Below are 13159 nucleotides of genomic sequence, written 5' to 3'. Positions count from 1 at the left end.
CCGACCCAGACCTGACGGCCAGGGACTATCCGCCCACCGACTCCGCCGCCCGGCGGGCCTGCTCGCGGTCCGGTATGCCTTCAAGCCGGAAGGTGCGCGTGCCCCCGCTCCTCGTCCAGAGGAGCGTGGGGCCCGCGGTGCGGACCTCGTGCGTCCAGGCCGCGCCCGCCCCGTCCGTCATCGGGACCGTCAGGAGGTGCGGGGCCGCGAACCAGTAGCCCTGCGCGCCGTCCGGGAGGTCGACCCACTCCGGCCGTGTCCTGACCTGCTTGGCGAAGCCGATGTCCAGACCGGCCGGGAACTCGTCGAGCCGGACCGTCCGCTCCCCGTCGCGCCAGCACAGGCTGATCACCGCCCGGCCCCGCTCGGCCGACCCCGTCACCGCGACCGCGTCCGGCGCGCCGAGCGCCCTCGGTATCAGCGGCTCGAAGCCCGCCAGGCGCCCCGCCTCCGCCAACGGCACCGGCTCCGCGCACCCCGGCACCGCGCCACCGGCCGGGGCAGGGTGCCCCTCCGGGTCGTACCGCACGGTGACCCCGCCGAAGCCGAACCAGTCCGCCACCGCCGCCCGCACCGGCGGGGTGAGCACCAGGACGATCAACACCCCGGTCAGGCCCGCGACCAGCGCCCGCCACCGCTCGCGCGCCCACCCCCGCACCGACGCCCACCGGCTCCGTACCGGCGCGGGCGCGGGCGCGGGCGCCGGCGTCGGCACCCGCTCGGCGAGGAGCTGCGCGAGCACCCGCTCGGCCATCGTCTCGCCGTCCACGTCCGGCACCCGCAGCCGCCGCCCAAGCTCCCTCAGTTCACCCGGCAGTTCACCCGGCAGTTCGTCGGGCCGTTCGCCCGGCCGCCGCTCGTCAGCCACGCCCCTCACCTCCTCCCCGGTCTTCGTCCAGCACGAGTCCCAGCTTCTTCAGCGCCCGGCTCAGCCGGGACTTCACCGTCCCCTTCGGCCAGCCGAGCGCCTGGGCGGTCTCCGTCTCGTCCAGCTCCAGGAGATAGCGGTGGATCACCACCTGCCGGTGGGCCTCCGTGAGCCCGTCGAGGGCGTCGAGAAGCCGCCTGCTCCGCTCCCGCTCCTCGGCCGCCACCGCCGGATCCGCCGAATCCGGTATCCGCGGCTCGCCCCCGAGCAGGTCCGCCTCCCGGTCGGCGACGGCACGCTGCCGACCCGCCGCCCGCACTGTGTTCCTGGTCTCATTGACCACGATCCGCAACAGCCACGGCCGGAACGCCGCCCCCTCCTGGAACCGCCCCAACGAGCGGTACGCCTTGAAGAAGGCCTGCTGCACCACGTCCTCGGCCTCCGCGCCCGCACCGCACGCCACGGCCGCTCTCAGCGCGACCGCCGTGTGCGCGCGGACCAGCGCCGCGTACGCCTCCGGCTCTCCGGCGCGTACCCGAGCGATCACCGCGGCCTCGTCGTCGACCAGGCCCCCCTCCCGCGTCCTCACACTCTTGATACACCGGCAGTCCGGGATCGGTTCCCACACCTGAGAGAATGATGTGCATGGCCTCTGACAGTCCCCGTGTGCTCTCCGGAATCCAGCCCACCGCAGGCTCGTTCCACCTCGGCAACTACCTCGGCGCCGTCCGCCAGTGGGTCGCCCTGCAGGAGACCCACGACGCGTTCTACATGGTCGTCGACCTGCACGCGATCACGGTCCCGCAGGACCCCGCCGAGCTGCGTGCCAACACCCGGCTCGCCGCCGCCCAGCTGCTGGCCGCCGGCCTCGACCCGGAGCGCTGCACCCTCTTCGTCCAGAGCCACGTCCCCGAGCACGCGCAGCTCGGCTGGGTCATGAACTGCCTCACCGGCTTCGGCGAGGCCTCCCGCATGACCCAGTTCAAGGACAAGTCCGCGAAGCAGGGCGCCGACCGCGCCACCGTCGGACTCTTCACGTACCCGATCCTCCAGGTCGCGGACATCCTGCTCTACCAGGCCAACGAGGTCCCGGTCGGCGAGGATCAGCGCCAGCACATCGAGCTGACCCGCGACCTCGCGGAGCGCTTCAACGGCCGCTTCGGCGAGACCTTCACGATCCCCAAGCCGTACATCCTCAAGGAGACGGCGAAGATCTACGACCTCCAGGACCCGGCGGTCAAGATGAGCAAGTCGGCGTCGACGCCGAAGGGCCTCATCAACCTCCTGGACGACCCGAAGGCCACCGCGAAGAAGGTCAAGAGCGCGGTCACCGACACCGACACGGTGATCCGCTTCGACCCGGAGAACAAGGCGGGCGTCTCCAACCTGCTCACGATCATGTCCACGCTCACCTCCACGTCCGTCGAGGACCTGGTGAAGAGCTACGAGGGCAAGATGTACGGCGCCCTCAAGACGGATCTCGCCGAGGTCATGGTGGACTTCGTCACGCCGTTCCGGGCCCTCACCCAGGAATACCTGGACGACCCCGAGACGCTGGACTCGGTCCTGGCCAAGGGAGCGGAGAAGGCCCGCGCGGTCGCCGCGGAGACGCTGGCGCAGACGTACGAGCGGATGGGTTTCCTGCCCGCCAAGCACTGAGGCGGACGACCCTGGCCACAAGGGTGGTCCAGGCCGCACACTGGCGGCTGGACCACCGCACACAAGTCGACGGACGACGGAGGAGAACGACGTGGGGACCGTAACGCTCGGCGTTTCGATCGCGGTCCCGGAGCCCTACGGCAGCCTGCTCCAGGAGCGGCGCGCCGGCTTCGGGGACCCGGCCGCGTACGGCATCCCCACGCACGTCACGCTCGTCCCGCCGACCGAGGTCGCGGAGGAGCGGCTGCCGGAGATCGAGGCGCACCTCGCCGGTGTCGCCGCCGACCACCAGCCCTTCCCGGTGCGCCTGAAGGGCACCGGGACCTTCCGTCCGCTCTCCCCGGTCGTCTACGTGAAGGTGCAGGAGGGCGTCTCCCTCTGCCACCGGCTCCAGCACCAGATCCGGGACGAGGCGGGTCCGCTGGTGCGCGAGCTCCAGTTCCCGTACCACCCGCACGTCACCGTGGCGCACGGCATCTCCGAGGAGGGGATGGACCGCGCGTTCGAGGAGCTCGCCGGTTACGAGGCGGCGTGGACCTGCCGCTCCTTCGCGCTGTACGAGCAGGGCCCGGACGGCGTCTGGCGGAAGCTGTACGACTACATGTTCGGCAGCGGCCGCCCGGTCTCGGCCGTCCCGACGCAGTGCGGCAGCCCGATCGACTCGCCGACCGCCTGGCCCAGGGCCTGACCGCCTCCTCGGCTCACACCGGCAGGCGCCGGAACAGCGGCCTCGGCACGTGCCGTACCGCCGCCATCACCATCCGCAGCGCCCCCGGCACCCACACCGTCTCCGAGCGCCGCCGCAGGCCCAGCTCGATCGCGCCCGCGACCGCCTCCGGCGTGGTCGCGAGAGGCGCCTCCGCGAGCCCCGCCGTCATCTTCGAGCGTACGAACCCGGGCCGTACGACCATGACGTGCACACCGGTGCCGTGCAGCGCGTCCCCGAGGCCCTGGGCGAAGGCGTCGAGGCCGGCCTTCGACGAGCCGTAGATGAAGTCGGCGCGGCGGGCCCGTTCCCCCGCCACCGAGGAGAGCACCACGAGCGAGCCGTGCCCCTGTGCCTGGAGCGCGCCCGCGCACACCAGACCGGCCGAGACCGCGCCGGTGTAGTTGGTCTGGGCGACGCGGACGGCGGCGACCGGGTCGGACTCGTCCCGCGCCTGATCGCCGAGGACCCCGAAGGCGAGCAGCACCATGTCGATGTCGCCCTCCGTGAAGACCTTGCCGAGCCGCTCCTCGTGCGACTCGGTGTCGAGCGCGTCGAAGGGGACGGTCCGCACGTCCGCGCCGAGCGCGCGCAGCGAGTCCGCGGCGGCGGTCAGGGCGGGGGAGGGGCGTCCGGCGAGCCAGACGGTACGGGTACGCCGTGCGATCAGTCGGCGGGCGGTGGCGAGCCCGATCTCGGAGGTGCCGCCGAGGACGAGCAGGGACTGCGGGGCGCCGAAGGCGTCCTTCATGGAAGCTCCTAGAGACCGAGGCGGCGGGAGAGGTCCGAGGTGAGGACGGACCGGGGGTCGAGTGCGGCGCGCAGCGCCCGGAACTCGTCGAGCCCGGGATACATCGCGGCGAGCGTCTCCGGCCGCACCCGGGAGTCCTCGGCGAGCTGGATCCGGCCGCCCGCGCCCGCGACCTCCTCGTCGAGCGCGTCGAGGAAGGCCGCGAGCCCGGGGAGGCCGGCGGGCAGGTCGAGGGCGAGCCCCCAGCCGGGGAGCGGGAACGAGAGCCGGCCCGGGTCGCTCGCGCCGAAACGCCTGAGGACGGCGTGGAAGGAGGGGCAGCCGCGGTCCGCGATCCGCCGCACCACCCTCCGCAGGGCCTCCTCCTGCCCGTACGGGACGACACACCGGTACGGGACGAGGCCCACGCGCGCGTGGAGCCGGTTCCGGTGCGGGACGCCGTCGATAGGGGGAAACAAGAAGGCGCTGAGCGGCTGGAGCCGACCGGTGCTCTCCCGGGCCGCCCCGCGGTACCGCAGCTCGTTGAGCAGCCCCACGGCGGTACGGCCGAGCAGCCCGCCGGGGGCGTACGCGGGCGGGGCGGGCAGCCGAACCGGCCGGAAGGCGAGCGGCGCGCGGCGGGCCCGGTGCCGCCGGGGCAGCGCGTCGTACGGGGCGTGGTCGCCGCGCGTGAGGACGGCGCGGCCGGTGGCGGCGCCCCGGGCGAGCAGATCGATCCGGGCGAGGGAGTAGCGGTACCGGTGGTCACCGGAGGCGAGCCGGTCCATCAGGTCGTCGAGGTCGCGGGCGCGCTCGGTGTCCACGTACATCAGCGAGGTCTCGACGGGCAGCAGCCGCAGCGTGACGGAGAGGATCACGCCGGTCAGGCCCATGCCGCCGGTGGTGGCGTCGAAGAGCGGGGTGCCGGGCAGCACGGTCCGGATCCCGCCGTCGGCGGTGAGGAGCCGGAGCGCGGTCACATGCCGGCCGAAGGAGCCTGCGACCTGGTGGTTCGCGCCGTGGACGTCGGCCGCGACGGCGCCGCCGACGGTGACGTACCGGCTCGCGGGGACCACCGGCACGAACCAGCCCAGCGGCAGCAGCGCCGCCATCAGCCGGTGCAGGCTGACACCCGCCTCGCAGACGACGACACCGGCGGTGGCGTCGACGCCCAGGATCCGGTCGAGGCCGGTCATGTCGAGGACGGTGCCCCCGGCGTTCTGGGCGGCGTCCCCGTACGCGCGGCCGAGGCCGCGGGCGATCGAGCCGCGCGCCCCGCAGGCGCGCACGGCCTCGGCCACCTCGGCCTCGCCGCGCGGCCGGTGCACGCGCGCGAGGGTCGGGGCGGTGCGCCCCCAGCCGCTGAGCTCTACGCAGTCGTCGTCAAGGACGTGGGTCTCGACAGCCATGAGGGTGACCGTATAGCCGCCTCTGTCGCTTATGCCGGTATTGCAGAGCGGTTCGTCGAAATGGGTGATTAGACGAGAGTCGGGAAAACATCCCCGAGCAGCATCCGGCGGAGCGCACGGATCGGGGGTAGGGGTACGGAATGGACTGGCTGACCAAGCTCCCCGTCATCGGCCCGTGGGTCGCCCGCCTCATGAAGACCCACGCCTGGCGCGCGTACGAGACCCTCGACGAGGTCCACTGGAGTCGGCTCGCCGCCGCGATCACCTTCCTCTCCTTCCTGGCCCTCTTCCCGCTGATCACCGTGGCCGCCGCGATCGGCGCCGCACTCCTCTCCGACCGGCAGCTCGCCCGGATCGAGGAGAAGATCGGCGACCAGGTCCCCGGCATCTCCGAGCAGCTCGACATCGGCGGGCTCGTCGCCAACGCCGGCACCGTCGGCCTCGTCGCCGGCGCCGTCCTGCTCGTCACCGGCATCGGCTGGATCGGCTCCATGCGGGACTGCCTGCGCGCGGTGTGGAAGCTCGACGACGTGGACGAGGGCAACCCGGTGCTGCTCAAGGGCAAGGACGCGCTCGTCCTGCTCGGCCTCGGCGGAGTCGCCCTCGGCTCGCTCGCCGCGTCCTGGCTCGGCTCCACCGCCGTCGGCTGGAGCGCCGACCGGGTCGGCGTCTCCGGCGAGGGCGCGGGCGGCGTCCTCCTCCAGGGAGCGGCCGTCCTCGTCGCCGTCGCCGCCGACTTCCTGATCCTGCTGTACGTCCTCACGCTGCTGCCCGGCGTCCAGCCGCCCCGCCGCGCCCTCGTGGTGGCGGCGCTCATGGGGGCGGTCGGCTTCGAGCTGCTCAAGCTGCTGCTCGGCGGCTATATGCGGGGCGTCGCGGCGAAGTCGATGTACGGGGCGTTCGGCGTGCCGGTCGCCCTGATGCTCTGGATCAACTTCACCGCGAAGCTGCTGCTGTTCTGCGCCGCCTGGACCGCTACGGATTCACGTCGGGAGACTGCTCCCGAGGCCGACGCAGCCCCGCCGAAGCAGCCAGCGGCCAGCGGCGGTTGACCAGGAAGACACCCCCGGCGAGGAACAGGAACACCCCGCCCGCCACGGCGAGCGCGATCCCGATGCCGCCGGACTTGTCCGTGGCCCCCGCCTGGATGGTGTTCCCCGGCGCGGAGGCGTTCCCGTCGGGGGCGGCCGTCGAACTCTCGCCCGGGGCGGCCGTGCCCGTACGGGCGGACAGGGGCGGCACCAGTTCACCGACCGGGGTCACCTTCCCGGCCGCGGCGAAGCCCCAGTCGAGCAGCCGGGCGGTCTCGCGGTAGACGGCGTGCTGCTCCTTCGACGACGGGTTCATGACGGTGACGAGCAGCACCTTGCCGCCCCGCTCCGCGACCCCCGTGAAGGTGGCACCCGCGTGCGTGGTGCTGCCGTTCTTGACCCCGGCGATGCCCTGGTACGGGGCGACGCCGAAGTCACCCGTGAGCAGCCGGTTGGTGTTCTGGATCTCGAAGGTCTCGCGCTTCTTCCCCGGCTTCTGCTCGCCGGGGAAGACGGCCCGGGGTGTGGCCGCGTACTCGCGGAAGGCCGGCTTCTTCATGCCGTTGCGGGCGATGAGCGTCAGGTCGTACGCGGAGGAGACCTGCCCCGGGGCGTCGTAACCGTCCGGGGAGACCACATGGGTGTCGAGCGCCTGGAGCTCGACCGCGTGGTCGTTCATGTCCTTCACGGTCTGGCGGAGGCCGTTGTTCATGTTCGTCAGGACGTGCACGGCGTCGTTGCCGGAGCGGAGGAACACGCCGAGCCACAGGTCGTGGACGCTGTAGGTCTGCTTCTCCTTGATGCCGACGAGGCTGGAACCCGCTCCTATCCCGGCCAGGTCGGTGTTGGTGACGAGGTGGTTCTGCGTCTTGGGGAACTTCTCGAGCAGCGTGTCCGCGAAGAGCATCTTGAGGGTGGAGGCCGGGGCGAGCGGCCAGTGCGCGTTGTGCGCGGCGAGGATGTCGCCGTTCTCCGCGTCCGCGACGATCCAGGACCGGCCGGAGAGCTCCTTCGGCAGGACAGGGGCGCCGGGGCCCAGCTTCACCTGGGTGCCGGGGGTGCCGAGCAGCGGGCCGCCGAGCGAGGACATCTTGGCGGGGGGCTTGGGCTGCTGCTTGTCCTTCCCGGGCTCCGGGGCCGCGTGGGCGGGCACGGCGGTGACGAGCGGCAGGAGCACAGCGGCGGCGACGGCCCAGGCGGCCTTCTTCGAAGCAGACACGGTCGTGAACGTACAGGTACGAGATGAGGATCCGAACCCCGGCTTGCTCTTCGCCGCCGCTCCTCCACCCGGACGCGGGGGCCGCGGGGCACGCGGTGATACTGGGGTCATGAAGCTCAGCCGCCGCGTCTCCTGGTTCCTGCTCGCGTTCGGGGTGTGGAGCTGGTTCATCTGGATCACCTTCGTCAAGAACCTATGGAACGACGGGAGCGGCCTCGCCTTCGACGACGCGGGCGACCCGACGGCCTACTTCTGGGTTCACCTGCTGCTTGCCGTCACGTCCTTTGTCCTGGGGACGGTGATCGGGGTGCTCGGGTTGCGTGGTGTGCGTGCCGCGCGTCGCGCGAACGGTTAGAAGAGGGGTTTCGGGGCGTGGTCGTCTTCCTGCTGGTCCTGATCGTGGTACTCGCGCTGCTCGGCGCGGTCCACTGGTACGTGTGGCGGCGCCTGGTGCGCGATGTCACGCGGCGCGGCAGCCTGCCGCGCCGCCTGGGCACGGCCGCCGTCGTGGTGCTGCCCCTGCTCTCGTTCGCGGCCCTCGGCTCCGCCCGCGCCGGAGCCCCCTTCCGGCTCCAGCAGGTGGTCGCCTGGCCGGGCTTCCTGTGGCTCGCCCTGCTCCTGTACGTGACCCTGGCCCTGGTCGTCGGGGAGGCCGTCCGCCCGGCCCTGCGCGCCTGGCTCGCCCGCCGGGACGCGAAGGCGGCGGTACCGGCGGCCGCGGCGGCGGCCGCGCCCGTACCGGCCCCGGAGCCCGTGCCCGCCGCCGTGGGGCCGGCCGAGCCGGTGGAGCCCCCGGCCACGGCCGAACCGGCGCCCGCGCCCCCGACCGCGGCCGCCCCCACAGCCCCCACCGACGTCTCCCGGCGCCTGTTCGTCTCCCGGGTCGTCGGCGGCGCCGCCGCGGCGGCCGCCGTCGGGACCGTGGGCTACGGCGCGTACGGCGTGCTGCGCGGCCCCCGGATCAAGCGGGTCACCGTCCCGCTCGCCAAGGTTCCGCGCGCCGCGCACGGCTACCGGATCGCCGTCGTCTCCGACATCCACATCGGACCGATCCTGGGCCGCGCCCACACGCAGCGCATCGTGGACGCGATCAACTCCACCCAGCCCGATCTGATCGCGGTCGTCGGCGACCTCGTCGACGGCACCGTCGAGAACCTCGGCTCCGCCGCCGAGCCGCTCGCCCGGCTCCGCGCCCGCCACGGCTCGTTCTTCGTGACCGGCAACCACGAGTACTTCTCGGGCGCCGACGCCTGGGTCGACCACGTCCGCGAACTCGGCCTGCGCCCGCTGCGCAACGAGCGCCTGGAGATCGCGGCCGGCTTCGACCTCGCCGGCGTCGACGACATCGCGGGGGAGAGCGAGGGCCAGGGCCCCGACTTCGTACGCGCCCTCGGCGACCGCGACCGGGCCCGCGCCGCCGTCCTCCTCGCGCACCAGCCGGTCGTCGTCCACGACGCCGTACGCCACGGCGTGGACCTCCAGCTGTCCGGCCACACCCACGGCGGCCAGCTCTGGCCCGGCAACTACCTCGCCGAACTGGCGAACCCGACCGTCGCGGGACTCGAACGGTACGGAGACACCCAGCTGTACGTCTCCCGGGGCGCGGGCGCCTGGGGACCCCCGGTGCGGGTCGGCGCGCCGTCCGACATCACCCTCGTCCAGCTCGCCTCCAAGCAGGCGTGACCGGCCTGTCCTACGAGGTCTTGGGCGGCTTCGGTTCGGCCCCCTTCTTGGGCTTCCCCGAGGCCGCCATCCCGGCCGCCGTCGGCATGAAGTCCGAGAGCAGCTCGTGCGTCTCCTTGACGAGCGGGCGCAGGATGCGGAAGCGGGAGAGCGAGATCGCCCGGGCGGTGACCGGCGCGAGCCGTTCCACCAGACGGCGGCTGTTGGCCGCGTCCTCCGAGCGGTCGTACACCCAGAACAGCACCAGGCCCATCTGCTGGAGCCACAGCAGCTGCGGGAGCGCTTCGGCCAGTTCCGGGTCGACCTTCACCGAGGCGCCGGAGATGACCCGCCGGTGGACCTCGATCGCCGCCTCGCGCGGGCTCTCCGACTCGGGCGAGAACGGGCTGAGGGGGCTGTCCGGGTCGGCCGCGTTCTTGAAGAACTGGGACGCGAACTCGTGGTACGGCCCCGCGATGTCGAGCCAGCCGAGGTAGACCCCCCGGATCCGGGCCGTCAGGTCCTTCTCGCCACCGGTCAGGAGGGACTCGACGGCCGCCTGGTGCTCCTCGGCGATCCGGTCGTAGAAGCCCTGGACGAGGTGCTCCTTGGACGAGAAGTAGTAGTACGCGTTGCCGACGGAGACCCCGGCCTCCTGGGCGATGGCCCGCATCGTCGTCTTGTCGTAACCGCGCTCCTTGAACAGCCGGAGCGCGGTCTCCAGGATGAGCGTGCGGGTCTGCTCGCTCTTCGGGGCCTTCTTCTCGTCGGCCGGCTTGTCGTCGGCCTTCTTCTCTTCCTTCACGTCCTTCACGGGGCCGAGCCTAGCCGGGCGCACCGGGCACCTCGCAGTGCCCGTCCTCGCAGGCCGGCCCCTTGAGGGCCTCGCGCCACTTCGCCGCCGCGAGGACCGTCATCCGGGCGAAGGGCTGCCCGGCGGGGGTGGCGAGCCAGTGAGCCCTCGGCCGGTGGTCGGCGAGCGCCCAGAGGCAGACGATCCAGGCGGAGGTCCCCCGGTAGACCTGGCCCCGGTCCCCGACCACGGTGATCTCCCGCAGGGTGGAGGTGTGGTCGAGGTCCGGGAAGCGGCGCCCGGCCTCCTGCGACCCCGCCGGTACGAGGTCGAGCGGTACGAGCTGCCGCTGGCGCAGCAGCCAGTGCCTGAGGTGCACGCAGAGCGGGCAGTCGGCGTCGTACAGGACGGTCAGGCGTCCGACGGGGATCGTCGGCGCGGACGGGACCGCGGACGGGACTGCGGACGGGACCGGTGTCGGGACCGGGGCCGGGTCCTGGCCAGGTGTCGGGACCGGGGCCTGGCCAGGCGTCGGGGTCGGCATGGCGGGTCAGCCCTGCGGTGCGGGCGGGGCCCAGGGGCCGGTCCTCGGTGTGGTGGTCCAGCCCTGCGGGCCGACCGGCGGCACCTGTTCGCGCTCCATGACACCGCGGCGGCGGATCTTGTTGAGGACGTAGACGTTGCCGAGGTGCATCACGCCGAGGACGAGCAGGACGACGCCGAGCTTCACGGAGAGCGCCTCGAAGAGCGCGCGGGCGTCGCGGACGGCCTCGTCCTGGCTCAGGTAGAGGGCGACGAAGCCGAAGTTGACGAGGTAGAAGCCGACCACCAGGAGGTGGTTGACCGCCTCGGCGAGCTTCTCGTTCCCGTGGAGGACGTCCGCGAGGAAGATCCTTCCGTTGCGGCTGAGCGTGCGCGCGACCCAGACGGTCAGGGCCACGCTGATCAGCAGGTAGACGATGTACGCGATGACAGTGAGGTCCATGCCCCACCCTCCCTTGAACGCGTTCAAAAGCTGGCAGTCATGACTGTAGCCCTCTCTTTGAACGTGTTCAAGTCGCAAGAAGGAGTTCGTGTGCCCGACCCGGGGCCCTCTAGGCTCACGCGGATGACGCTCTCTCATGACCTGGCCGGTACCGGCCCCTCGGCCGTCGTTCTGTTGCACTCCGGGGTCTGCGACCGCCGGATGTGGGACGTGCCGTTCTCCGCGCTCGCCGAGGCGGGGCACCGCGTCGTCCGCTGCGACCTCCGCGGCTTCGGCGAGACCCCCGTCGACGCCCCGCACACCCACGCCGAGGACGTACGGGACCTCCTCGACCACCTCGGCGTCGAACGGGCCGCCGTCGTCGGCTCCTCCTTCGGCGGCGAGGTCGCCCTGGAGTTCGCCGCGCGTCACCCCGAGCGCCTCTCCGCCCTCGCCCTGCTCGGCTCCGGCATGCCCGGCATGGAGCCCGGCGAGGAACTGCGGGCCTGGGGCGGGCGCGAGGACGCGCTCCTCGAAGCGGGCGACATCGACGCCGCCGTCGAGCTCAACGTCGACACCTGGCTCGGCCCCGAGGCGGGGGAAGAGGCCCGCGCCCTCGTCAGGGAGATGCAGCGCCGCGCCTTCGAGGTGCAGCTCTCCGTACCCGACGAGCACGGTCCGGTCGACCCCGGCGTCACCCGGGACGAACTCGCCGGCATCCAGGTGCCCGCCCTGGTGGCGGTCGGCCGCCACGACCTCCCCGACTTCCGGGCGGTCGCCGACGAACTGACCCGTCTCCTGCCCGCCGCCCGCCGCGTCGACCTCGACTGGGCCGGACACCTCCCCGCCCTGGAACGTCCGCACGAGACGGCCCGCCTGTTGGTCGCCTTCCTGGCGGAGGCCCCGACACGGGCCTCGCTCTGACCACCGGGGGCGCGGCCTGCCGACGTACGATCCCCCCATGGCGCATCCCGAGGAACCGCGTACTCCGAGCGAGCCGCATCCCCCGAGCGAGCCGCATACCCCGAGCGAGCCGAGAACCGCCGACGCGCCGCGCGACTGGACCGACGAGCACGTCGCCCGCTGGCAGCCGGTCCTGCCCGGTCTCGACCCCGTGGTCGAAGGCGCTGTCACCCGGATGAAGAAGCTCTCCGTGCATCTCCGCCGGGTCAGGGAGCAGTCCCTCGTCGACTTCGACCTGGAGCGGCACGAGTTCGACACGCTCCACAAGATCGCCGGGCGTGGCGGCAGCGCCGCCCCCTCCGAGCTCGCCCAGGACCTCGACCTGGTCCCCGCCTCCGTCTCGGGGCGGCTCGACGCCCTGGAGAAGCGGGGCCTCGTCCGTCGTACCCAGTCCACGGCCGACCGGCGCCGGGTCGTCGTCGAACTCACCGCCGTCGGCCGCGAGACCTGGCTCGGCGCGATGGACGTCCTCGGTCACGAGGAGTACCGGCTCCTCGGCGTCCTCGCGCCCGAGGAGCGCGTCCTCCTCAACGACCTGCTGCGCCGGGTCATGGTCGAGGCGGAGTCCACGGAGCCCGCCACCCGCCACCACTGGCACGGCTGACGACCGGCACTCACATGCTGAGCGACCGCGCGTAGTTGAGCTGGCCCATCACCCAGTGGATGGTGTCCGGGCCGCGCGCCGGGATCATCGTCGCGTGGTGCTTGCCGCCGCTGGTCACGGTGACCTGGATGAAGCCGGTGGTCTGCTTCTCCTTCATCAGCAGGAACAGCAGGCCCAGCAGGCAGAAGATGAAGAAGACGATGGCCAGCACGATCGCGACCGTGGGCATCTTCTCCTCGGTCCGCGACATGTCCATCGCGTTCCACACGGCGCCCTTCAGGGGCATCGGCCCGGCCGGCGTGATGATCTGGTCGCCCACGACGGTGATGTCGCCCAGGCTCAGCAGCGGGGCGCCCCCGCCCGGCATGCCCTGCGGCACCGGCGCGTACTGCGGCGGCGGCACCGGCACGCCCTCGGCGATCGTCGGCTGGTACGCCGGCGTCTGCGGGTACCCGTAGGCCGGCGTCCCCGCCTGCTGCCCGGGGCCCCACTCGTACCCCTCAGGCTCCGACTTGTAAGGGTTCGGCTCGCTCATCTGTCCCCGTCCTCCG

General features: G+C 72.7%; 16 protein-coding genes. 7 read left to right on the top strand and 9 right to left on the bottom strand.

Annotation, left to right across the window (positions count from 1 at the left end; all coding sequences use genetic code 11):
* Positions 1 to 25 precede the first annotated feature (25 nt).
* Entirely contained in the window at positions 26 to 868 is an 843-nt protein-coding gene (locus ACIRB7_RS01935) for a hypothetical protein (protein WP_403590995.1), read from the bottom strand.
* Positions 861 to 1457 (bottom strand): RNA polymerase sigma factor, encoded by a 597-nt coding sequence (locus ACIRB7_RS01930; protein ID WP_403590992.1) that lies wholly within the window; start codon positions 1455 to 1457, stop codon positions 861 to 863. The genes ACIRB7_RS01935 and ACIRB7_RS01930 overlap by 8 nt, the downstream gene beginning before the upstream one ends.
* Positions 1458 to 1513: 56 nt before the next feature.
* Here ACIRB7_RS01930 and trpS point away from each other — a divergent pair, with 56 nt between their 5' ends.
* Together trpS and ACIRB7_RS01920 are read left to right on the top strand one after the other, a co-directional pair.
* Complete coding sequence (trpS, locus tag ACIRB7_RS01925) at positions 1514 to 2527, top strand: tryptophan--tRNA ligase (RefSeq protein ID WP_403590989.1); 1014 nt, start codon at positions 1514 to 1516, stop codon at positions 2525 to 2527.
* 91 nt (positions 2528 to 2618) lie between these two features.
* Positions 2619 to 3215 (top strand): 2'-5' RNA ligase family protein, encoded by a 597-nt coding sequence (locus ACIRB7_RS01920; protein ID WP_403590987.1) that lies wholly within the window; start codon positions 2619 to 2621, stop codon positions 3213 to 3215.
* Between the two features lie 13 nt (positions 3216 to 3228).
* Here the strand turns inward: ACIRB7_RS01920 and ACIRB7_RS01915 are convergent, their stop codons facing one another.
* Together ACIRB7_RS01915 and ACIRB7_RS01910 are read right to left on the bottom strand one after the other, a co-directional pair.
* The gene (locus ACIRB7_RS01915; protein WP_403590984.1) at positions 3229 to 3984 is read right to left on the bottom strand and encodes a decaprenylphospho-beta-D-erythro-pentofuranosid-2-ulose 2-reductase; all 756 of its coding nucleotides are present in this window, start codon (positions 3982 to 3984) and stop codon (positions 3229 to 3231) included.
* A gap of 8 nt (positions 3985 to 3992) precedes the next feature.
* Positions 3993 to 5372, bottom strand: coding sequence for an FAD-binding oxidoreductase (locus tag ACIRB7_RS01910; protein ID WP_403590981.1), 1380 nt, complete (start codon positions 5370 to 5372; stop codon positions 3993 to 3995).
* A gap of 140 nt (positions 5373 to 5512) precedes the next feature.
* Here ACIRB7_RS01910 and ACIRB7_RS01905 point away from each other — a divergent pair, with 140 nt between their 5' ends.
* Entirely contained in the window at positions 5513 to 6424 is a 912-nt protein-coding gene (locus ACIRB7_RS01905) for a YihY/virulence factor BrkB family protein (RefSeq protein WP_403590979.1), read from the top strand.
* On the opposite strand, the gene ACIRB7_RS01900 is transcribed toward ACIRB7_RS01905, so the two are convergent.
* On the bottom strand, positions 6348 to 7622 hold the full coding sequence (locus ACIRB7_RS01900; RefSeq protein WP_403590977.1) for a D-alanyl-D-alanine carboxypeptidase family protein: 1275 nt from the start codon (positions 7620 to 7622) through the stop codon (positions 6348 to 6350). The two genes, ACIRB7_RS01905 and ACIRB7_RS01900, sit on opposite strands and share 77 nt — an antisense overlap.
* Positions 7623 to 7731: 109 nt before the next feature.
* Here ACIRB7_RS01900 and ACIRB7_RS01895 point away from each other — a divergent pair, with 109 nt between their 5' ends.
* Entirely contained in the window at positions 7732 to 7977 is a 246-nt protein-coding gene (locus tag ACIRB7_RS01895) for an SCO4848 family membrane protein (RefSeq protein ID WP_073809839.1), read from the top strand.
* A 17-nt stretch (positions 7978 to 7994) separates the two neighbouring features.
* Positions 7995 to 9305 carry a metallophosphoesterase gene (locus ACIRB7_RS01890; RefSeq protein WP_403590974.1) on the top strand — a complete coding sequence of 437 codons (1311 nt, stop codon included), beginning with the start codon at positions 7995 to 7997 and terminating at the stop codon, positions 9303 to 9305.
* Positions 9306 to 9315: 10 nt separating this feature from the next.
* On the opposite strand, the gene ACIRB7_RS01885 is transcribed toward ACIRB7_RS01890, so the two are convergent.
* From ACIRB7_RS01885 to ACIRB7_RS01875, 3 genes are read right to left on the bottom strand one after another with little or no spacing between them, the layout of a single operon-like run.
* Positions 9316 to 10098 carry a TetR/AcrR family transcriptional regulator gene (locus tag ACIRB7_RS01885; protein ID WP_403590971.1) on the bottom strand — a complete coding sequence of 261 codons (783 nt, stop codon included), beginning with the start codon at positions 10096 to 10098 and terminating at the stop codon, positions 9316 to 9318.
* A 10-nt stretch (positions 10099 to 10108) separates the two neighbouring features.
* A complete protein-coding gene (locus tag ACIRB7_RS01880) occupies positions 10109 to 10621 on the bottom strand; it encodes a DCC1-like thiol-disulfide oxidoreductase family protein (RefSeq protein ID WP_403590969.1) in 513 nt (170 codons plus the stop codon).
* Between the two features lie 6 nt (positions 10622 to 10627).
* Positions 10628 to 11062 (bottom strand): hypothetical protein, encoded by a 435-nt coding sequence (locus ACIRB7_RS01875; RefSeq protein WP_403590966.1) that lies wholly within the window; start codon positions 11060 to 11062, stop codon positions 10628 to 10630.
* Between the two features lie 123 nt (positions 11063 to 11185).
* Here ACIRB7_RS01875 and ACIRB7_RS01870 point away from each other — a divergent pair, with 123 nt between their 5' ends.
* Both ACIRB7_RS01870 and ACIRB7_RS01865 read left to right on the top strand, forming a co-directional pair.
* A complete protein-coding gene (locus ACIRB7_RS01870; protein WP_403590963.1) occupies positions 11186 to 11965 on the top strand; it encodes an alpha/beta fold hydrolase in 780 nt (259 codons plus the stop codon).
* Between the two features lie 37 nt (positions 11966 to 12002).
* Positions 12003 to 12608 (top strand): MarR family winged helix-turn-helix transcriptional regulator, encoded by a 606-nt coding sequence (locus ACIRB7_RS01865; protein WP_403590960.1) that lies wholly within the window; start codon positions 12003 to 12005, stop codon positions 12606 to 12608.
* A 10-nt stretch (positions 12609 to 12618) separates the two neighbouring features.
* Here the strand turns inward: ACIRB7_RS01865 and ACIRB7_RS01860 are convergent, their stop codons facing one another.
* Positions 12619 to 13143 carry a hypothetical protein gene (locus ACIRB7_RS01860; protein ID WP_403590957.1) on the bottom strand — a complete coding sequence of 175 codons (525 nt, stop codon included), beginning with the start codon at positions 13141 to 13143 and terminating at the stop codon, positions 12619 to 12621.
* Positions 13144 to 13159 lie beyond the last annotated feature (16 nt).

Source organism: Streptomyces sp. NPDC093795, assembly GCF_044764665.1.
Taxonomy (GTDB): domain Bacteria; phylum Actinomycetota; class Actinomycetes; order Streptomycetales; family Streptomycetaceae; genus Streptomyces.
Note: the sequence above shows the minus strand (reverse complement) of the source record. Positions and strands in the feature narration are given on the sequence as shown.

What these genes read in the sequence shown, in the direction of transcription:
- trpS (WP_403590989.1), top strand. Translation starts at nt 1,514, where the DNA reads ATGGCCTCTGACAGTCCCCGTGTGCTCTCCGGAATCCAGCCCACCGCA.
- ACIRB7_RS01915 (WP_403590984.1), bottom strand. Translation starts at nt 3,984, where the DNA reads ATGAAGGACGCCTTCGGCGCCCCGCAGTCCCTGCTCGTCCTCGGCGGC.
- ACIRB7_RS01910 (WP_403590981.1), bottom strand. Translation starts at nt 5,372, where the DNA reads ATGGCTGTCGAGACCCACGTCCTTGACGACGACTGCGTAGAGCTCAGC.
- ACIRB7_RS01905 (WP_403590979.1), top strand. Translation starts at nt 5,513, where the DNA reads ATGGACTGGCTGACCAAGCTCCCCGTCATCGGCCCGTGGGTCGCCCGC.
- ACIRB7_RS01895 (WP_073809839.1), top strand. Translation starts at nt 7,732, where the DNA reads ATGAAGCTCAGCCGCCGCGTCTCCTGGTTCCTGCTCGCGTTCGGGGTG.
- ACIRB7_RS01880 (WP_403590969.1), bottom strand. Translation starts at nt 10,621, where the DNA reads ATGCCGACCCCGACGCCTGGCCAGGCCCCGGTCCCGACACCTGGCCAG.
- ACIRB7_RS01875 (WP_403590966.1), bottom strand. Translation starts at nt 11,062, where the DNA reads ATGGACCTCACTGTCATCGCGTACATCGTCTACCTGCTGATCAGCGTG.
- ACIRB7_RS01870 (WP_403590963.1), top strand. Translation starts at nt 11,186, where the DNA reads ATGACGCTCTCTCATGACCTGGCCGGTACCGGCCCCTCGGCCGTCGTT.
- ACIRB7_RS01865 (WP_403590960.1), top strand. Translation starts at nt 12,003, where the DNA reads ATGGCGCATCCCGAGGAACCGCGTACTCCGAGCGAGCCGCATCCCCCG.
- ACIRB7_RS01860 (WP_403590957.1), bottom strand. Translation starts at nt 13,143, where the DNA reads ATGAGCGAGCCGAACCCTTACAAGTCGGAGCCTGAGGGGTACGAGTGG.